General features: G+C 70.5%; 18 protein-coding genes. 12 read left to right on the forward strand and 6 right to left on the reverse strand.

Annotated elements, in window-relative coordinates; translation table 11 throughout:
- The first annotated feature begins 332 nt into the window (after positions 1–332).
- On the forward strand, positions 333–1,589 hold the full coding sequence (locus ACWEVO_RS07975; protein WP_452306839.1) for a PspC domain-containing protein: 1,257 nt from the start codon (positions 333–335) through the stop codon (positions 1,587–1,589).
- A 2-nt stretch (positions 1,590–1,591) separates the two neighbouring features.
- A complete protein-coding gene (locus ACWEVO_RS07980) occupies positions 1,592–2,272 on the forward strand; it encodes a response regulator (protein WP_452306824.1) in 681 nt (226 codons plus the stop codon).
- A gap of 47 nt (positions 2,273–2,319) precedes the next feature.
- On the opposite strand, the gene ACWEVO_RS07985 is transcribed toward ACWEVO_RS07980, so the two are convergent.
- The gene (locus ACWEVO_RS07985) at positions 2,320–3,054 is read right to left on the reverse strand and encodes a PIG-L deacetylase family protein (RefSeq protein ID WP_452306825.1); all 735 of its coding nucleotides are present in this window, start codon (positions 3,052–3,054) and stop codon (positions 2,320–2,322) included.
- 429 nt (positions 3,055–3,483) lie between these two features.
- Between ACWEVO_RS07985 and ACWEVO_RS07990 the strand changes: the two genes are divergently transcribed.
- From ACWEVO_RS07990 to ACWEVO_RS08010, 5 genes are all read left to right on the forward strand, one after another.
- Positions 3,484–5,127 carry a peptide ABC transporter substrate-binding protein gene (locus ACWEVO_RS07990; RefSeq protein WP_452306826.1) on the forward strand — a complete coding sequence of 548 codons (1,644 nt, stop codon included), beginning with the start codon at positions 3,484–3,486 and terminating at the stop codon, positions 5,125–5,127.
- A 146-nt stretch (positions 5,128–5,273) separates the two neighbouring features.
- Positions 5,274–6,200, forward strand: coding sequence for an ABC transporter permease (locus ACWEVO_RS07995; protein ID WP_452306827.1), 927 nt, complete (start codon positions 5,274–5,276; stop codon positions 6,198–6,200).
- Positions 6,193–7,179: an ABC transporter permease gene (locus tag ACWEVO_RS08000; protein ID WP_452306828.1), complete on the forward strand. Its 987-nt coding sequence runs from the start codon at positions 6,193–6,195 to the stop codon at positions 7,177–7,179. Before ACWEVO_RS07995 ends, ACWEVO_RS08000 begins: the two co-directional genes overlap by 8 nt.
- A gap of 25 nt (positions 7,180–7,204) precedes the next feature.
- A complete protein-coding gene (locus ACWEVO_RS08005; RefSeq protein WP_452306840.1) occupies positions 7,205–8,233 on the forward strand; it encodes an ABC transporter ATP-binding protein in 1,029 nt (342 codons plus the stop codon).
- Positions 8,226–9,242, forward strand: coding sequence for an ABC transporter ATP-binding protein (locus tag ACWEVO_RS08010; RefSeq protein ID WP_452306829.1), 1,017 nt, complete (start codon positions 8,226–8,228; stop codon positions 9,240–9,242). Before ACWEVO_RS08005 ends, ACWEVO_RS08010 begins: the two co-directional genes overlap by 8 nt.
- A 104-nt stretch (positions 9,243–9,346) precedes the next feature.
- On the opposite strand, the gene ACWEVO_RS08015 is transcribed toward ACWEVO_RS08010, so the two are convergent.
- Complete coding sequence (locus ACWEVO_RS08015; protein ID WP_452306830.1) at positions 9,347–9,700, reverse strand: chorismate mutase; 354 nt, start codon at positions 9,698–9,700, stop codon at positions 9,347–9,349.
- A gap of 291 nt (positions 9,701–9,991) precedes the next feature.
- Between ACWEVO_RS08015 and pcrA the strand changes: the two genes are divergently transcribed.
- The gene (gene pcrA, locus ACWEVO_RS08020; protein ID WP_452306831.1) at positions 9,992–12,484 is read left to right on the forward strand and encodes a DNA helicase PcrA; all 2,493 of its coding nucleotides are present in this window, start codon (positions 9,992–9,994) and stop codon (positions 12,482–12,484) included.
- Between the two features lie 59 nt (positions 12,485–12,543).
- Here pcrA and ACWEVO_RS08025 read toward each other — a convergent pair whose 3' ends face one another.
- A complete protein-coding gene (locus tag ACWEVO_RS08025) occupies positions 12,544–13,326 on the reverse strand; it encodes a M23 family metallopeptidase (RefSeq protein WP_452306832.1) in 783 nt (260 codons plus the stop codon).
- A 250-nt stretch (positions 13,327–13,576) separates the two neighbouring features.
- Entirely contained in the window at positions 13,577–14,287 is a 711-nt protein-coding gene (locus tag ACWEVO_RS08030; RefSeq protein ID WP_452306833.1) for a M23 family metallopeptidase, read from the reverse strand.
- Positions 14,288–14,874: 587 nt separating this feature from the next.
- Between ACWEVO_RS08030 and ACWEVO_RS08035 the strand changes: the two genes are divergently transcribed.
- Positions 14,875–15,279 (forward strand): cobalamin B12-binding domain-containing protein, encoded by a 405-nt coding sequence (locus ACWEVO_RS08035; protein ID WP_452306834.1) that lies wholly within the window; start codon positions 14,875–14,877, stop codon positions 15,277–15,279.
- A 610-nt stretch (positions 15,280–15,889) separates the two neighbouring features.
- On the opposite strand, the gene ACWEVO_RS08040 is transcribed toward ACWEVO_RS08035, so the two are convergent.
- On the reverse strand, positions 15,890–16,090 hold the full coding sequence (locus ACWEVO_RS08040; protein WP_452306835.1) for a hypothetical protein: 201 nt from the start codon (positions 16,088–16,090) through the stop codon (positions 15,890–15,892).
- A gap of 150 nt (positions 16,091–16,240) precedes the next feature.
- Between ACWEVO_RS08040 and ACWEVO_RS08045 the strand changes: the two genes are divergently transcribed.
- The 3 genes from ACWEVO_RS08045 to sucD all read left to right on the forward strand — a co-directional run bounded on the left by ACWEVO_RS08045 (position 16,241) and on the right by sucD (position 19,042).
- A complete protein-coding gene (locus tag ACWEVO_RS08045; RefSeq protein WP_452306836.1) occupies positions 16,241–16,792 on the forward strand; it encodes a hypothetical protein in 552 nt (183 codons plus the stop codon).
- A 181-nt stretch (positions 16,793–16,973) separates the two neighbouring features.
- A complete protein-coding gene (sucC, locus tag ACWEVO_RS08050) occupies positions 16,974–18,152 on the forward strand; it encodes an ADP-forming succinate--CoA ligase subunit beta (protein WP_123242511.1) in 1,179 nt (392 codons plus the stop codon).
- 2 nt (positions 18,153–18,154) lie between these two features.
- Positions 18,155–19,042, forward strand: a complete 888-nt coding sequence (sucD, locus tag ACWEVO_RS08055) for a succinate--CoA ligase subunit alpha (RefSeq protein ID WP_452306837.1) — start codon at positions 18,155–18,157, stop codon at positions 19,040–19,042.
- 56 nt (positions 19,043–19,098) lie between these two features.
- Here the strand turns inward: sucD and ACWEVO_RS08060 are convergent, their stop codons facing one another.
- Positions 19,099–19,368: a DUF4190 domain-containing protein gene (locus ACWEVO_RS08060; RefSeq protein WP_452306838.1), complete on the reverse strand. Its 270-nt coding sequence runs from the start codon at positions 19,366–19,368 to the stop codon at positions 19,099–19,101.
- Positions 19,369–19,627: the final 259 nt, after the last annotated feature.

Below are 19,627 nucleotides of genomic sequence, written 5' to 3' on the forward strand. Positions count from 1 at the left end.
GGCGGCCCCGGGTACGGCCCGGAACCGCCGGGCGGTGGCGGCGCCGCGGGGTCGGCGGCGGTGGGCGCCGGCCCCGGCGGGGGTGGCGGTGGCCCGTCCTGTGCTGCCGCCCCGGGGCGGGGCGGACGGGCAGCGTCCTCGGTCATGCCTCCGATCCTGCTGCCCCGGCCGCCCGATCGTCCTCCGGAGCCGACCCTGACCCCACCCTGAGATCCCGGGAGCCCGAATGTCGGGGGCGTCCCCGTGGTCCGGACCGGCCCGACCATGTGACGATCGGGACGGCACCGGCGTGGGCCGGCCGCCAGCACCGTCACCCGACCCGGGAGCCTCCGATCAGCAGCACCGTCACCCCGCACCCGCCGCGGCTCTACCGGGCCACCGAGCACCGGTTGGCCGCCGGCGTGGCCGCCGGCCTCGCCGAACACCTCGGCATTTCGGTGCTGCGCGTCCGGATCGCCTTCATGGTGCTGCTCGGACTGAACGGTCTCGGACTGCTCCTGTACGCCGCGTTCTGGGCGGTCGTCCCGCCGCGGCCCGGCGACACCGCCGTTCCGCCCCGTCGGGACCTCGGCCAGCTGCTGCCGTTCGTCGCCATCGGGCTGGGCGTACTGATGATCCAGGTGATGGCCTTCCACTCGGTCGGCGCGGCCGGCACGGCCGGCTGGCTGGTCGCGATCATCGCGGTCGGCGCCGGCGTGATCTGGCACCAGTCCGCGCCGGAGCGCCGCCGGCAGTGGCGCGGCTCCATGCCGGTGCCCTGGCTGGGCGCGGTGGTGGAGGAGAGCGACCGGCGGGCCTTCGTGCTCCGCTTCATCGGCGGCGGAGTGCTCGTCGCCGTCGGCATCATCGGCGTGGCCGCGGTCTACTCGCCGGCGCAGAACTTCGACGCCGTGCTCAACGGCATCATCTTCGCGCTGGTGGGCCTGGCCGGGGTCGGCGTGGTGACCGGTCCGGTGCTCTGGCGCACCTGGAACCAGCTGCGCTCGGAGCGGGAGGGGCGGATCCGGGAGCAGGAGCGGGCCGAGCTGGCCGCCATGGTGCACGACCAGGTGCTGCACACCCTCGCCCTGATCCAGCGCAACGCCAGCGACGTCAAGACCGTGCAGCGGCTGGCCCGTGGTCAGGAACGGTCACTGCGGAACTGGCTCTACAAGCCGACCGCCTCGCCCACCGAACGCTTCGCCGCCGCGCTGGAACAGGCCGCCGCGGAGGTGGAGGACACCTTCGCGATCACGGTCGAGGCGGTGGTGGTGGGTGACCGGGAGACCGACGAGCGGGTCGGGGCGCTGGTCGCCGCGGCCCGCGAGGCGCTGGTCAACGCGGCCCGGCACGCCGAGGTACGCACCGTCTCGCTCTACGCCGAGGTGGAGCCGGATCAGGTCAGCGTCTTCGTACGAGACCGGGGCAAGGGCTTCGATCCCGATACGGTGGAGGATCACCGGCACGGGGTCCGGGGCTCGATCATCGGGCGGATGAAGCGACACGGCGGCCGGGCGGAGATCCGCTCCGGGCCGGGGGAGGGGACCGAGGTCCGGCTGATCCTGCCGATCAGCGGGGGCACGGGCTCCACGGCGGAAAGGGACAGATGACCATGGCGGAGCAGGGAGCGGTCGAGCCGGTGGTGCCCCGGGAGGGGCCGCTGCGGGTGTTCCTCGTCGACGACCACGCCATGTTCCGCGCGGGCGTACGCGCGGAGCTGGGCGCGCACGTCGAGGTGGTGGGGGAGGCGAGCACGGTGACCGAGGCGGTCACCCGGATCGCCGCGACCCAGCCGGACGTGGTGCTGCTCGACGTGCACATGCCGGACGGCGGGGGCCGGGCGGTGCTGGAGGCGATGCGGCGTACCCACCCGCAGGTACGGTTCCTGGCGCTGAGCGTCTCCGACGCGGCCGAGGACGTGATCGGGCTAATCCGGGCCGGCGCCCGGGGGTACGTCACGAAGACCATCTCACCGGACGAGCTGACCGACGCGATCCGCCGGGTGGCCGACGGGGACGCGGTGTTCAGCCCCCGGCTGGCCGGTTTCGTGCTGGACGCGTTCGCGGCCCGGCCGGACGCGCCGATCGCGGACCCGGAGCTGGACCAGCTGACCAACCGCGAGCGCGAGGTGCTCCGGCTGCTGGCCCGGGGCTACGCGTACAAGGAGATCGCCAAGGAGCTGTACATCTCGATCAAGACGGTCGAGACGCACGTCTCCAACGTGCTGCGGAAGCTCCAGATGTCCAACCGGTACGAGCTGTCCCGGTGGGCGGCCGACCGCCGGTTGGTCTGACCCTCACTTCGCCGCCGGCGCGCTGATCGCGGACCGGTGACGGGCGCTCATTCGGTACGCAGCACGGTGAACGCCTCGGCCAGCCGGCCGGCGGGCAGGCCGGCGTTGTCGGCCACCGTGGTGAGCCGGTCGCGTACCCAGGTCTCGACGTCCAGGTGCGCGGTCTGCGAGTGGTGCGCGCGCATCGCGGCGATCTTGCGGTCGAGCTGGTCGGTCACGTCGACGGCGTGGTCGGGCGCCGGGCCGCCCGCGTACCAGATCTCCCGGACCACCCACGGCTCCAGCCCTTCCTCCAGCAACTCGGGGAAGGCGAAGCGGTTGCGCGAGTCCGGGTAGACCGCGCAGGTGGTGGCCTCGCCGACGGCCAGGTGGTCGGGGTGGCTGGGGCCGGCCAGGTGCTCCCAGCGGCGCAGCGGGGAGCTGGTCAGCACGCGCTCCGGCCGGAACCGGCGGATCGCGGCGCTGATCTGCCGGCGCAGCGCCAGGCTGGGGGTGAGGGTGCCGTCGGCGTGGCCGTCGAGGAAGTCGACCCGGTGTACGCCGACCGCCGCCCCGGCGGCCCGCTGCTCGGCCTCGCGTCGGGCCGGCATCGCCTCCCGCGGGGTGTCGTCGAAGCCGCCGGAATCCCCCCGGGTGACGACCAGGTAGGCGACCTGGATACCCTCATCCACCCAGCTGGCGATCGTGCCCGCACAGCCGAAGTCGACATCATCCGGATGGGCAAAAACGGCGAGGGTCCGGCGGACGTCCGGCAGGGCCGGAGCGGAGGCAGGAAAGGTCACAACGTCCGAGCCTACGCGTGAGGTCCCGCCCGGTGTGGTGCTGTCTCGGCTGTTCAGGGCGATTCGACCCGGCCGTTTCATGATCTTTTTTCAAGTATCGGCAACGCGGCGGGCAACTAACGGCTTGATAACGGCACCTTCACGGAAAGGGCCGGTGAGTGTCACAGTGGCAGCACCTCACCCCTGGTGTGAGGCACCCCGTCGGGCCCACCGACCACGTGACACCGCCTCCGGTCGACGTCGCGTGGCCGTCGGCCCTGCGCGGTGTCTTTCCCCGAGGGTGTGGTGCCCGGCGGATCGGTACCCCTGGGGTGTCCCGATTTCCTCTGCGGTAGGCCGACGACCTGTGGTTCGGGTCATCGGTGGCGTCACCCCACACGTGCGTGAAACCCACGACGGAACCAGGTTAGAAAGAGGAGGCCCCTCGGAATGAGAGTCTCGAAGCGGGCGAGCGGCGCGCTCGCGGTGGGCGCGGCATTCGCGCTCATCGCGTCCGGCTGCTCGAGCAGCGGGAACAACGACGGTGGCGACGCCGGCGCCAGCAAGGACGGCGCCATCGTCATCGACGGCACCCAGCCGGAGAACCCCCTGGTTCCGGCGAACACCACCGAGACCGGTGGCGGCAAGATCATCGACTGGCTGTTCACCGGCCTGGTCGAGTACCCGAACAACGGTGGCGCGCCGCAGAACGCGCTGGCGGAGTCGATCGACACGACCGACTCGAAGGTCTTCAAGATCAAGATCAAGCCGAACACCAAGTTCCACGACGGCACCACCGTCAAGGCCGAGAACTTCGTCAAGGCCTGGAACTGGGCGGCGTACGGCCCGAGCGGCGCGCAGAACGCCAGCTTCTTCGCCGACATCCAGGGCTTCAACGACGTCTACACCGAGGACCCGGACGGCCCGGACGGCCCGAAGAAGGCCCCGGAGCCCAAGGCCAAGGAGATGTCGGGCCTCAAGGTCGTCGACGACACCACCTTCGAGGTCACCCTCTCCGCGCCGACCGCGGTCTTCCCGACCAAGCTCGGCTACAGCGCCTTCATGCCGCTGCCGGACAGCTTCTTCGCCGACCCGGTGAAGTTCGGCAAGAACCCGATCGGTAACGGTCCGGTGAAGTTCGTCTCCTGGCAGGACGACGTCGAGATCAAGCTGACCCGCTTCGACGACTACAGCCTGCGCGACAAGATGAAGATCAAGGACGTCACCGTCAAGATCTACCAGGACGACACCGCCGCCTACAACGACCTGGTGTCGGGCAACCTGGACTTCCAGCAGCAGGTTCCGGTCTCCTCGCTGGCTGGCGAGAAGTGGAAGAACGACCTGGGCGACCGGGCGATCTCCTCGACCACCCCGTCGACGGGCATCATCGCCTTCCCGATCTACGACAAGCGCTTCCAGGACCCGAAGCTGCGTCGGGCGATCTCGCTCTCGATCAACCGGCAGGAGATCACCGACAAGATCTTCTTCGGTAACCGCAAGCCGGCCGACAGCTGGGCCAACCCGCTGACCCCGGGCGCCGAGCCGGGCAACTGCACCGCCTGCAAGTTCGACCCGACCCAGGCCAAGCAGCTCCTGCAGGAGGCTGGTGGCTTCACGGGCAAGCTGACCCTGTCGTACAACGCGGACGCCAGCCACAAGGAGTGGATGGAGGCCGTCGCCCAGCAGATCAAGACCAACCTGGGCATCGACGCGGTCGCCGTTGGCGTGCCGACCTTCGCGGTCTTCCGCCAGAACATCAACGCCCACAAGATGACCGGTGCCTACCGTGCCGGTTGGCAGCAGGACTACCCGGACGTGGAGAACTGGATCAACCCGCTCTACGTGACCGGTGGCTCCTCCAACGACGGCCTGTACAGCAACAAGGAGGTCGACGCCCTCGCCAAGGAGGCCTCCGCGGCCCCCAGCCTCGAGGAGTCGCACAAGAAGTTCGCTGAGGCTGTCAAGATCATCGACCAGGACGTCCCGTCGATGCCGATCTACTTCGGTGGCCAGCAGTCCGGCCACTCGGAGAAGATCAAGAAGATGGAGCTGTCCAACGTCGGCGAGCTTGACATCACCTCTGTCGAGCTCTGATCCGAACGGTCTGACCCCGGGTCGGGCTCGCCTACCGGTGAGCCCGACCCGGGGCCGTTCCGCGAGGGGGTGTACAACAAACCCCTCGCACGTTGTCACCATCCGTGTCGGCCGTCCGACGCGCCCCCTGTCTGGAGGACCACCCCATGGGCCGTTATCTCTTGAGACGGCTGCTGCAACTCGTGCCGGTGTTCATCGGCACGACGTTCCTGATCTACTGGCTCGTCTGGTCGGTACCCGGAGACCCCTTCGCCGGTAAGTGCGGCGATCGGCCCTGCCCGGAAAACTACGTGGCAGTGATGACCGAGAAGTACCACCTGGACGACTCGATCTGGGTGCAGTACGCCACCTACATGAAGAACCTTTTCCAGGGTGATTTCGGCACCACGTTCAGTGGTCGCGCGATCAGCGACATCATCACGACGTCGTACCCGAACACCCTGAAGCTGGCAGTGGTCGCACTCGCCATCGAGGCCATCATCGGTCTCGGCGCCGGCGTGCTGACCGGTCTCCGGCGTAACGGCTTCCTGGACAACCTGGTCCTGATCTCCACCCTCTTCCTGATCGCGCTGCCGGTCTTCGTCATCGGCTTCGTGCTCCAGTGGCTGGTCGGCGTCAAGTGGGGCCTCGTCCGCCCGACGGTCTCCAACGAAATGCCCTTCAACGAGCTGCTCCTCCCTGGCTTCGTGCTGGGCAGCGCCTCGATGGCGTACATCGCCCGGGTGGCGCGGACCAGCATCGCGGAGAACCGCCGCGCCGACTATGTCCGCACCGCCATCGCCAAGGGCCTCCCGATGCGCCGGGTGGTCGGCGTGCACCTGCTGCGCAACTCGCTGATCCCGGTCGTCACCCTGCTCGGCACCGACCTCGGCGCCCTGATGGGTGGCGCGATCGTCACCGAGGGCATCTTCGGCATCAACGGCATCGGCCGCCAGGTGCTCCGAGCGATTGTCACGAAGCAGAGCGCTACCGTTGTCGGCATCGTGGTGGTGCTGGTGCTCGTCTACCTGATCATGAACCTGCTGGTGGACCTGCTCTACGCCGCCCTGGACCCGAGGATCCGCTATGAGTGACCCGACCGCCGCGTCGATCGTCTCGACGCCGCCCGCGACCATGCCGACCGAGGCCGGTTCCGGCGCGCCCACCAACGCTGGCCTGCCGGAGAGCGCCCAGAAGCAGCAGAAGCCGCGTGGCCTGCTCGGCGACGCCTGGCTCGACCTGCGTCGCAAGCCGCTCTTCTGGATCTCGGCCGCGTTCATCCTGCTGTTCCTGCTGATGGCGGCCTTCCCGTCGCTGTTCACCTCCGGCGACGCGGTCAACGGCACGCTGTCGCGCAGCCGGGTCGAGCCGTCGGCGCACGCCTGGTTCGGCTACGACGTGCAGGGCCGCGACGTGTACTCCCGGGTGATCTACGGCGCCCGCGCCTCGATCCTGGTGGCCGTGCTCTCCACCCTCGGCACCCTGCTGATCGGTGGCGCGATGGGCATCATCGCCGGCTACCGTGGTGGCTGGGTGGACGCGCTGCTCTCCCGCATCGCGGACATCTTCTTCGGCCTGCCGTTCGTGCTCGGCTCGATCGTCATCCTGACCACGTTCAACGGCGCGGGCACGGACAACGGTGAGTGGCAGATCATGGGTCTGGTCATCATGTCGCTCACCGTGCTGAGCTGGCCGGTGACCATGCGGCTGATGCGCTCCTCGGTGCTGGCGACCAAGGAGGCGGACTACATCGTCGCCGCGCGGGCGTTGGGTGCCGGCACCGGCCGGATCATCCTCAAGCACCTGCTGCCGAACTGCCTGGCCCCGCTGCTGGTCTACGGCACGATCATGGTCGGGTCGTTCATCGGTGCCGAGGCCACCCTGTCCTTCCTGGGCATCGGCCTGAAGACGCCCGTGGTGTCCTGGGGCATCATGATCAGCGAGGCGCAGAACTACATCCGGGTCTCGCCGTTCCTGCTGTTCTTCCCCTCCGCGTTCCTCGTCGCCGCCGTGCTGAGCTTCGTGATGCTCGGCGAGGCGGTCCGCGAGGCCCTCGACCCGAAGCTCCGATAGGGGAACTGAGTTGTCCGACATTCTCGTGACCGAGCAGTCCGCCGCGGGCGCCGACGGATCCGGCCGCCCCTCGGGCCGCCTGCTCGAGGTCGACGACCTGCGGGTGGAGTTCCGTACCCGGGACGGCGTCGCCAAGGTCATCAACGGGGTGACGTACCACGTCGACGCGGGGGAGACCCTCGCCGTGCTCGGCGAGTCCGGCTCCGGCAAGAGCGTCACGGCGCAGACCATCATGGGCATCCTGGACAGCCCGCCCGGCTTCGTCACCGGTGGGCAGGTCCGCTTCCACGGCAAGGACATGCTCAAGATGTCCGCCGAGCAGCGGCGCCGGATCCGGGGTGAAGGCATTGCGATGATCTTCCAGGATTCGCTCTCCGCCCTCAACCCGGTTTTCACCGTCGGCTTCCAGATCGCCGAGCAGTTCCGCATCCGGCGTGGCATGAGCCGCGCGGACGCCAAGAAGCGCGCGATCGAGATGCTCGACCAGGTGAAGATCCCCAACGCCAAGGGTCGGTACAGCAACTACCCGCACCAGTTCTCCGGCGGCATGCGGCAGCGCGCGATGATCGCGATGTCGCTGGCCTTGGACCCGGAGGTGCTGATCGCGGACGAGCCGACCACCGCGCTGGACGTGACCGTGCAGGCCCAGATCATGGACCTGCTCGGCGAGCTCCAGCGGGAGCGGCAGATGGGCATGATCCTGATCACCCACGACCTCGGCGTGGTCGCCGACGTCGCGGACCGGATCGCGGTCATGTACGCCGGCCGGATCGTCGAGGAAGCCGACGTGTACGACCTGTACGCCAAACCGGCGCACCCGTACACCCTCGGCCTGCTCAACTCGATCCCGCGGATGGACGAGAAGGGGCAGGAGCTCCGCACCATCAAGGGCCTCCCGCCGAACCTGATGAACATCCCGCCGGGCTGCCCGTTCAACCCGCGCTGCCCCATGGCGCAGCCGGTGTGCCGGGAGAAGGTGCCCCCGCTGCTGCAGGTCGGCCGCGCCCGGGCCAGCGCCTGCCACTTCGCCGAGGAGCTCGTGAACCGTGACTGAGAACATCATCGAGGTCCGTGACCTGGTCAAGCACTACCCCGTGACCCGGGGTGTCGTGTTCAAGAAGACCATCGGTCACGTCAAGGCGGTCGACGGCGTCTCGTTCGAGCTGAAGAGCGGCGAGACGCTGGGCGTGGTGGGCGAGTCCGGCTGCGGCAAGTCGACGCTGGCCCGGGTCCTGATGAACCTGGAGCGGCCGACCTCCGGCCAGGTGCTCTACAAGGGCCAGGACATCTCCAAGCTCTCCGGCGGGGCGCTGCGCCGCCTGCGCCGGCAGATCCAGCTGGTGATGCAGGACCCGTACACCTCGCTGAACCCGCGGATGACGGTCGGTGACCTGATCGGCGAGCCGTTCGAGATCCACCCCGAGGTGGCCCCGCGGGGCAGCCGGCGCGGGAAGGTCAAGGAGCTGCTCGACCTGGTCGGCCTCAACCCGGAGCACATCAACCGGTACCCGCACCAGTTCTCCGGTGGTCAGCGGCAGCGCATCGGCATCGCCCGGGCGCTTGCCCTGCGGCCGGAGGTCATCGTCTGTGACGAGCCGGTGTCGGCGCTGGACGTGTCGATCCAGGCGCAGGTGATGAACCTGCTGGAGAAGCTCCAGGCGGAGTTCGGCCTGTCGTACGTCTTCATCGCCCACGACCTGTCGGTCGTGCGCCACCTGTCCGACCGGGTCGCGGTGATGTACCTGGGCAAGATGGTGGAGATCGGCAGCGAGGACGAGATCTACGAGCGGCCGACCCACCCGTACACCCAGGCGCTGCTGTCGGCGGTGCCGGTGCCGGACCCGACGCTGCGGGACAACAAGGCGATCATCCGGCTCAGCGGTGACGTCCCCTCCCCGGTGAGCCCGCCCTCGGGCTGCCGGTTCCGCACCCGGTGCTGGAAGGCGCAGGACGTCTGCGCCCAGGAGGTGCCGCTGCTCCAGATCCGGCAGGGCTCGGACCACCCGAGCGCCTGCCACTTCGCCAAGCCGCGGGAGATCGTCCCCACCCACGAGGTGGCCTGATCCAACCCGAACCGCCTGCCGAGGTCAGCACGACGCCGGCAGGCGGTTCGGCGTATCCGGGGAGCCCGGTTCAGGGCCGCGATCCCGGGGACCGGCGGCGCCCCTCACAGCGGGCCGCGGCCGGCCCGGAGCAGCAGCAGTGCCAGTTGCGTGCCGTCCGCGCCGAGCGCCTCGCGGAACCGCTCCAGGATCTCCCGCTCCCGGCTGAGCACCAGACGGGTGCCGCCGGAGGCCATCCGGGTGGCCCCGACCTCCTGGGACAGCGCGGCCCGCTCCTGCCAGAGCGCGATGATGGTGCGGTCGATCTCGTCGATCCGCTCCCTGATCTCGGCGATCCGCTCGGCGGCCGCCGAATCGGCGGTGCCGGTGCGGGCCGCCGCGGCCCCGGTCGGGTTCGCCCCGTTCGGCCGGTCGTGCCGCGCCAGGCCGCCGCTGGACTCCACCACGTCAGTCATCATCGTCGTCCCTCTCGGGGTCTCGGGCCCGGTGCCCGGATCCCGGGACGAAAAAGCCCCGGGCTCTCCGAGCCCGGGGCTTTCGCAGGTCTGGTGTTCAGGCGCGACCTACGGCTGCCGGACTCCCGGTGCCGTAGTAAAAGTAGAAGCGCTGCTCGAACACGTCGTCGAGTATGCCGACCCGCGGGCGGCCGGCGCAAGGAAACCGCCAACCTGTGGGACGGGACGCCTTCCGTTCCTCCCGGCCCCGCGCGCACCGGAGATGTCCGGCCGGCGGCATAGACTCGCCGTGCGATGCATCCTCTCTTCGACATCCCCGCGTCCCCGCCCGCGCCGGAGCCCCAGCCGAGCCCGCCGCACGGGCCCGGCTCCCGTGCCGATTCCCACCCGGCCGGCGGCCATGAACCGGCCGCCGCCCCGCTGAGCGGCGCTCGCGACCGGGGGCGGGGCGGCCCGGCGCCGTCGGCCCGGCCGGGCCCCCAGGCCCTCCTCGACGGGCTGAACGGCCCTCAGCGGGACGCGGTCACCCATGCCGGGTCCCCGCTGCTGATCGTGGCCGGCGCCGGCTCCGGCAAGACCCGGGTGCTGACCAACCGGATCGCCTACCTGCTCGCCGCGCGGGACGTGCACCCCGGCGAGATCATCGCGATCACCTTCACCAACAAGGCCGCCGGCGAGATGAAGGAGCGGGTGGCCGCCCTGGTCGGCCCGCGTGCCCGGCTGATGTGGGTGTCGACGTTCCACTCGGCCTGCGTCCGGATCCTGCGCGCCGAGCACGAGCACGCCGGCCTGAAGTCGACCTTCTCGATCTACGACGCGGACGACTCCCGCCGACTGATGCAGCTCGTCGCCCGGGAGCTGGACCTCGACCCGAAGCGCTACCCGGCGCGCGGCCTCGCCGCCCAGGTCTCCAACCTCAAGAACGAGCTGGTCGACCCGGAGGAGTTCGCGGCCCGGGCCAAGGGGCCCAACGAGCGGGCCCTGTCCGAGGCGTACACGCTCTACCAGCGGCGACTGCGCGAGGCGCACGCGCTGGACTTCGACGACCTGATCATGACGACGGTGCACCTGCTCCAGTCGCACCCGCACGTCGCGGAGAGCTACCGGCGGCGGTTCCGGCACGTGCTGGTCGACGAGTACCAGGACACCAACCACGCCCAGTACGTGCTGATCAAGGAGCTGGTCTCGGGCACCGAGGGGATCCCGCCGGCCGAGCTCTGCGTGGTGGGTGACGCCGACCAGTCGATCTACGCGTTCCGCGGTGCGACCATCCGCAACATCCTGGAGTTCGAGCGCGACTTCACCGACGCCCGGACGATCCTGCTGGAGCAGAACTACCGCTCCACCCAGACCATCCTCAACGCGGCCAACGCGGTGATCGACCGGAACACCTCCCGCAAGCCCAAGCGGCTGTGGAGCGACGCCGGCGCCGGGGAGCAGATCGTCGGGTACGTGGCGGACACCGAGCACGCCGAGGCGGACTGGGTGGCCCGGGAGATCGACCGGCTGGTCGACGCCGGTGACACCCGTCCCGGCGACGTGGCGGTCTTCTACCGCACCAACGCCCAGTCCCGGGTTTTCGAGGAGGTGTTCATCCGGGTCGGCCTGCCGTACAAGGTGGTCGGCGGGGTGCGCTTCTACGAGCGCAAGGAGGTCCGGGACGCGCTGGCCTACCTGCGTGCGGTGGTCAACGACGACGACACGGTCAGCCTGCGCCGGATCCTCAACACGCCCCGCCGTGGCATCGGCGACCGCGCCGAGGCGTGTGTGGAGGCGCTGTCCAGCCGGGACCGGATCTCCTTCGGCGCGGCGCTGCGCGGGGCCAAGGACGCGCCAGGGATCTCCACCCGGGCGGCCAACGGCATCGCCGATTTCGTCGCGCTGCTGGACTCCGCGCGCGAGCTGGCCGAGACCGGCACCCCGGAGGATGTGCTGGAGGCCCTGCTGACCCGGTCGGGCTACCTCAGCGAGCTGGAGGAGAGCCTCGACCCGCAGGACGCCGGCCGGGTGGACAACCTCCAGGAACTGGTCAGCGTCGCCCGGGAGTACACCGAGCGGATCGAGGCGCTGGGCGCCGAGGGCGAGCGGGCCACCCTCGCCGGCTTCCTGGAGCAGGTGGCCCTGGTCGCCGACGCCGACCAGGTGCCCACCGACGACCCGGACCACCAGGGCGTGGTCACCCTGATGACCCTGCACACCGCGAAGGGCCTGGAGTTCCCGGTGGTCTTCCTGACCGGCCTGGAGGACGGGGTCTTCCCGCACCTGCGCTCGCTCGGCGACACCCGGGAGCTGGAGGAGGAGCGCCGGCTGGCGTACGTCGGCATCACCCGGGCCCGCCAGCGGCTCTACCTGTCCCGGGCGGTCACCCGATCGGCCTGGGGAGCGCCGGCGTACAACCCGCCGTCGCGCTTCATGGAGGAGTTGCCGCCGGAGCTGGTCCGTTGGGAGCGCACCGAGGGGTCGTACACCTCGTGGGCCGGCGGGGGCGGCGGCGTCGGCGGCCGCGCGGACCGCGCGCCCGGCGGGCGTGGCGGCTTCACCGGGGGTACGCCCAAGGCGGCGCAGCTCGCCAAGCGGCTCGGGGTGGACGGCAGCCGGCTGGCCACGGCGAGCGAGCTGAAGCAGGCGCCCAAGGTCTCGGTGGGGGACCGGGTCAACCACCAGCGGTACGGCCTGGGCCGGGTGTTGGCCGTTGAGGGGCACGGCCCCGGGGCCCGGGCGCAGATCGACTTCGGCGACCAGACGATGTGGCTGGTGCTCCGGCACGCCCCGATCGACAAGCTCTGAGCGACGATGAGGCCCGGCCCGGCGGATGCCGGACCGGGCCTCTCCTCGTGCCGTGGCCCTCAGCAGGCCACGTCGATGCCCCGGGCGCGCAGGAACGGCGCCGGGTCGATCTGGTTCCACATCGCGCCCTTGTGCACCTCGAAGTGCAGGTGCGGGCCGGTGGCGTCGCCGGTGGCGCCCTCGTAGCCGATGACCTGGCCGGCGCTCACCTTGTCGCCGACGCTGACGATGAGGCGGCTCTGGTGCCCGTAGTGGGTCAGGTAGCCGTTGTGGTGGTCGATGAAGACCGAGTTGCCGTAGCCGTCGCCGGCGTCACCGGCCTTCACCACGGTGCCCGCCGCAGCGGCGTGGATCGGGGTGCCGGCCGGCATCGCGAAGTCGATCCCGGCGTGCAGGGTGCCCCACCGCTGGCCGAAGCACGAGGTGATCTCGGCGCCCTTCATCGGGATCACCCAGGTGGGCTTGGGCTTGCTGGTGGGCTTCGGCTTCGGCTTCGCCGTGGCGGTCCTCGTCGGCTTCGGGCTCGCCTTCGTGGGGCTTGGCGACGGGCTGACCGGGGTGGCGGACGGGGTGACCGGCGCGGTCGACTCGCGGACCGAGCGGTCGGCGCGGTCGGCGGCCTCGGCGCGGGCCTGGGCGTCGAAGTCCACGGCGGCCGGGGTCGGGGTGCCGTGGCCGGTGGTGGCGACGGAGACGCCGCCGACACCGAGGCCGACCAGGGCGGCCGCGCCGATGACGAGGTATGTGGTGCGCCGGACCGGGCGCTTGCGCCGGTGCCGGGCGGGGGCGTCCGGAGTGTTCTCGTTCTGGATGGAGCTGTCTTCCTGCACGGGGACCTTCATCAGTCGAGGGGGCACGTGACCTCGAAATACTGGTGTCGGCCGGGGGTGCCGCGGGTACTGGCACCGGGTCGGCGGGCGGCCCGACAGCCCCGCGCGGCCTTCTTCCTGCCGGGACGCGGCTTTTGCGCGGTAAAAGGATCATGTGCGGATGTGTCGCCGCTCACATTCGCGACTGTGACCCGGCAGACTTTGCTGCAACGAAAACCGCCCGGATCGGCTGATCCGGGCGGTCAATGGGCGATACGCAGCGTCAGGAAGCGGCTACCTCGGCGTAGATTGCCTCGACTTGCAGCTTGATGTCCACTCCGCGATCCGCGAGCCACGGCACCGGGTCCAGCGGCTGCCCGTTGACATGGATCTCCAGATGCAGGTGGGAGCCGTACGAGTGACCGGTGTTGCCGACCAGGCCGAGCTGGTCGCCCGCCTTGACCTGCTGGCCCTCCTTGACGGTGACCGCCGAGGAGTGGCCGTAGATGGCCTCGCTGCCGTCCGAGTGCTGAACGATCACGGCGTAGCCGTAGCCGCCGAACCAGCCGGCCTTGGTGACCGTGCCGTCGTGCATCGCCACGTACGGGGTGCCCTCCGGGGCGACCAGGTCGATTCCGGTGTGCAGCTTGCCCCAGCGCATGCCGTAGGGCGAGTTGAAGTCGTAGCCGTGCAGCGGCAGGAGCCAGACGTCCTGCTCGGTCGACGCCTTGTCGGCGCGGCTGTCACGAGTGGCGCGATCGGCGGAGTTACCCCGGTCCGCCGCGTCCTGGCTGGTGACCGAGGCCTGCTTGAGCTCGTCGAGGACCGACGGGCTGACGCTCTTGGCGTCCGGGAGGGCGTTCGCGCCGAGGGCGACGAGACCGGCCCCCACGAAGGCGGTGGTCACGACCGCGGCGTAGCGGCTCCGCGGGGGGGTGGGTACGCGGCGGCGACCGCGATATCTATCGGGCTCAGACGACAGGCGCTGGCGCACGCACACCCTCCGTTGTCGGGGATCCGATGCGACCTCGAACCGTTCGGTGAAGCTTCGTCGAAGGTCCGGTGGCCGCGTCGTCACCCGTCCGTGGACCTGATGACAACCGTGGACACGTTAGCCAACCGCCACTCCCGTCACAAGCCGAAGCGCCGAATTGGCGTTTCTTTCTGTCCCTTTCCGTCCGCTCTTGTCATGGCTCGTGCCCCCAGTTGGCTGGCCTGGTACCTGCCCGTTCGTCGCGGACAGTGACCGTTCGGCGGAGGCGTCCGGCTTCCGGTGCGCCGCGTTCGCCGCTATTGGATCACCACGCGCCGCGCCGGCCCTCCGGCTCGTCGATCCACTCCGTCCGTCGCGAGTGATCCACTCCGTCTCGTGGCCTGTGATCCGCTCCCTCCCGTGGCCTTTGATCCACTCCGTCTGCGGCAGGTCGCGGTATCGCCGGCGTCGGATGCCCCCGGTTGCGCCGAGCCGAGTCGATCAAGGTCGGCCGGGCTAGGGGTGCAGCCCGGGTTTCCGGCTCCCGGGCGGCCGGGTTACCGTTCGTTCAGGTGAGGAGTGCCCTAGCCGGTGAAAGGTGTGCGCTGATGAGCTCTCGTATCCGGGTCGTCGTCGCGAAGCCCGGCCTGGACGGCCACGACCGGGGCGCGAAGGTGGTCGCGCGCGCCCTGCGGGACGCCGGCATGGAGGTCATCTACACCGGCCTGCACCAGACGCCGGAGCAGATCGTGGAGACCGCGATCCAGGAGGACGCCGACGCCGTCGGTCTGTCCGTTCTCTCCGGCGCGCACATGACCCTCTTCAAGCGGGTGATGGAGCTGCTCGCCGAGCGCGACGCCGCCGACGTGGTGGTCTTCGGCGGGGGCATCATCCCGGACGCCGACATCCCGGAGTTGGAGCGGCTCGGCGTCGCCAAGATCTTCACCCCGGGTGCGACCACCCAGGCGATCGTGGAGTGGGTCCGGGAGAACATCGCCCAGCCGGTCGCCTGACCGGCCGCGGGCGGTACCCGGACAGGGGGAGGGGCCGGACGCACCCCTCACACGCCCGGCCCCTCTATGCACGATGCCCCGCCGCCACCCCTCGACCGACAGGGCATCGGCCGTTTCGTCGTCGCGCCGATCAGCGCTCCGACATCAGACTCAACGACGCCCCCAGGTGGGGGTTACGCCCCCTCCTCAACATCCCTCGTACGGCTGAACCCGCCCGCCCCGGCGCCGACCGCTCCGGGAAGCTCTCCACCGCTTCCGGCCAGCGCGAAGGTCTTCCCGCCGCGGTGAGAACACCACTTCCCTGAAGGTGCGACTCCTGACGAGCCGGGATCAGGGCAGCGGGCTTGCTTGCGGATCGCGAGGCGTGGGGCGGAGGCCGCAATTTCGGGGAAGTTGTCGCTTCCCGGCTCGCCGAGGCCACTATTTCCCGGAAGTTGTCGCCTCCGGACGGGCTGGGGTCAGGGCAGCGGGCTTGTTTGCGGACCGCGAGGCGTGGGGCGGGGCCGTATGGTGTGGCTGCCCGTACCGCGTCCGCGGTCGACGATCCCGCCGGGAGCCCGCCGTGACCCAGCCGTCGTCCCCGTCCCCCCGCCCCGGCGACGGGGAGCCGTCAACGGAGAGCGGGGCCCAGCCGCAGCCGGATCGGTCCACGCAGCAGGGCGGCGCCGGATGGCCGGCGCAGCAGCCCGGTACAGCCTGGTCGGGCCAGCCGGTCCAGCACCCCGGCGTGGGCGGCCAGGCCGGCACCGCCTGGTCGGGCCCACCGGCTCAGGAGCAGCCCGGCCCGGGTTGGCCGGCGCCGTCGCAGCACCCCGGCTGGCCGGGCCAGCCGCCGACCGGCCCGGCTATGCCGCCGCAGCCGGCGTACCCGGGCGGGCCGGCGTACCCGGGCGGGGCCGCATACCCCGGTGGGGCGGCATACCCCGGAGCGGCGTACCCCGGTGGGGCGGGGCCCGCGGCCGTGACGGCCAAGCGGATCCCGGAGGATCTGCCGTTCGTGCTCCGGCAGAGCGTGGGCAAGCGAGCCCTGCTCTTCGTGTTGATGCTCCTCTTCATCGGCCTGGTGATGGCCTGCCCGCTCGGGGCGGCGGTTTCCGCCGGCGACACCGAGCCGGTGGTGCTGCTCGTCATCCCGGCGTTCATGCTGCTGTTCGCGCTGCTGCTGAGTTTCCAGCTCTGGTTGATCACCTCCGGCGGCCCGGTGCTCGCGGTCGGGCCGGACGGGCTCTGGATCAAGACCCGGCCCACCCGTGGGCAGGCGATCTGGCTGCCCTGGGCAGCGATCGACCGCATCTACCTGCGGCGTTGGGCGCTGGAGAAGATGGTCTGCGTGAAGCCGCGCGACCCGCGGGTCGGCTCCGGCCTGGGTGTCTACACCGCGTTCGACTCGGGCCTGCAGCAGGCCTTCTTCGGCACCGGCTTTGCCGCGACGGTCAACTTCGCGGACCGGCCTGAGGAGGAGATCATGCGGGCGGTCGTCGGCTACTCAGCCGGTCGCTGCCGGGTCGGGTGAGCCGGAGCCGTCGGCGGTTGTGCATTACCGCACACCACGCACCCGCTCGGTTGCCGCTGGTTCCCATCTCGTTAGGCTGCGGCAAATGACCTGTCTCATCTGATGACAGGCGTCAAACTGATTTTCCAACGCTGGTGGCGGCGCGACGGCGCGCCGCGGAGACGGGACGGGACGCGCAATCGTGGACCTGTACGAGTACCAGGGGCGGGACCTGTTCGAGCGGCACGGCTTGCCCGTGCTCGCCGGCGGCGTCGCCACTACCCCGGAGGAGGCCCGCGCGATCGCCGAGCGCCTCGGCGGCCGGGTGGTCGTCAAGGCGCAGGTGAAGGTCGGCGGCCGCGGCAAGGCCGGTGGCGTGAAGCTGGCCGAGGGCGCGGAGGAGACGGTGGCTCGCGCCACCGACATCCTCGGCATGGACATCAAGGGTCACACGGTCCACAAGGTCATGATCACGGTGACCGCCGACGTGGCCGAGGAGTACTACTTCTCGTACCTGCTCGACCGGGCGAACCGCACCTTCCTCTGCATCGCCAGCGTGGCCGGCGGCATGGACATCGAGCAGGTCGCCGCCGAGACCCCCGAGAAGGTCGTCAAGGCCCCGATCGACGCCAACACCGGCGTGGACGAGGCCAAGGCCCGCGAGATCGTGGCCGCGGCCGGCTTCCCGGCCGAGGTCGCCGACCAGGTGGTCGAGGTCGCGGTCAAGCTGTGGCAGGCGTTCGTCGCCGAGGACGCCACGCTGGTCGAGGTGAACCCGCTGGCCACCACCAAGGACGGCAAGCTGCTGCTGCTGGACGCCAAGGTCACCCTCGACGAGAACGCCGCGTTCCGGCACCCGGACCACGAGGCCCTGGTCGACCAGGCGTCGGTGGATCCGCTGGAGCAGGCCGCCAAGGAGAAGGACCTCAACTACGTCAAGCTCGACGGCGAGGTCGGCATCATCGGCAACGGCGCGGGCCTGGTCATGTCCACCCTCGACGTGGTCGCGTACGCGGGGGAGCGGCACGGTGGCGTCAAGCCGGCCAACTTCCTCGACATCGGCGGCGGCGCGAGCGCCGAGGTGATGGCGAACGGCCTGGAGATCGTCCTCTCCGACCCGTCGGTGAAGAGCGTCTTCGTCAACGTCTTCGGCGGCATCACCGCCTGCGACGCGGTCGCCAACGGCATCGTGCAGGCGCTGGCGCTGCTGGAGCAGCGGGGCGAGAAGGCCACCAAGCCGCTCGTCGTCCGCCTCGACGGCAACAACGCCGAGGCCGGCCGGGCGATCCTCGACGGCGCGAACAACCCGCTGATCCAGCGGGTCGACACCATGGACGGCGCGGCCGAGCGGGCCGCCGAGCTGGCAGCTGCGGGGGTCTGACAATGGCTATCTGGCTGACCAAGGACTCCAAGGTCATCGTGCAGGGGATGACCGGTTCCGAGGGTTCCAAGCACACCCGGCGGATGCTCGCCGCCGGCACCAACGTGGTCGGCGGCGTCAACCCGCGCAAGGCGGGCCAGACGGTCGACTTCGACGGCACCGAGCTGCCGGTCTTCGCCACCGTCGCGGACGCGATGAAGGAGACCGGGGCGGATGTCACGGTCATCTTCGTGCCGCCGCAGTTCACCAAGGCTGCCGTGGTCGAGGCGATCGACGCCGGCATCGACCTGGCCGTGGTGATCACCGAGGGCGTGCCGGTGCACGACACCGCCGCGTTCTGGGCGTACAACGTGTCGAAGGGTGAGCGGACCCGGATCATCGGCCCGAACTGCCCGGGCATCGCCTCGCCGGGCGCCTCCAACGCCGGCATCATCCCGGCCGACATCACCGGCAGCGGCCGGATCGGCCTGGTCAGCAAGAGCGGCACGCTGACCTACCAGATGATGTACGAGCTGCGGGACATCGGCTTCTCGACCTGCGTCGGCATCGGCGGCGACCCGATCATCGGGACGACCCACATCGACGCGCTGGCCGCGTTCGAGGCCGACCCGGAGACCGACGCCATCGTGATGATCGGTGAGATCGGCGGCGACGCCGAGGAGCGCGCGGCCGAGTTCATCAAGGCCAACGTCACCAAGCCGGTGGTCGGCTACATCGCCGGCTTCACCGCTCCGCCCGGCAAGACGATGGGCCACGCCGGCGCGATCATCTCCGGCTCGGCGGGCACCGCCGACGCCAAGAAGGCGGCGCTGGAGGCGGTCGGCGTCAAGGTCGGCAAGACCCCGACCGAGACCGCCAAGCTCATGCGGGAGATCATGTCCAACCGCTGAGCGGTGGTACGACGTGCGGAGGGGGTCGACCGGATCCGGTCGGCCCCCTCCTTCCGTCAGCGGTACCAGTACGGGTAGTAGTAGCTGCCCCGCGCCCGGACGACCGCGCTGGCGATGATGTTGATGATGCCGAACGCGATCGCCAACCAGCCGAGCAGCGGGGACTTTCCGAAGCGACGGGCGTCCCGGATCGACAGGTAGCCGAAGACGATGCCCAGGATGCCGCAGCAGAGCAGGCCGAAGATGATCCCCAGGACGCCCCACAGAGTGGTGCGGTCGCGCCCGGCCGCAGGCGGCGGTGGCGGCGGTGGATACGGAGCGTTCACGGCTTCCTCCGAGCGGTCGGTGCCGCGACAGGAAAGGTCGCGCCCTGCGCCGAGGCTAAACCGGATCGGACCTGACGAGCCGGTGGATCAGGGAACTCGCCGAGGTCCGGAGGCGGTATCGGACTGCCCCCACGGGCGCGGCGTGCCAGAGTAGAACGCGATGTCACCCGTCACCCCCGACCAGCCCCACCGGACCGCCGCCGGGGTCGCCGCCGACGCCCGGCCCACCGGCCGCGCCGGAGCGGGTCCCCGGGTGCCC

The sequence above is a fragment of the Micromonospora sp. NPDC003776 genome, from assembly GCF_053605645.1.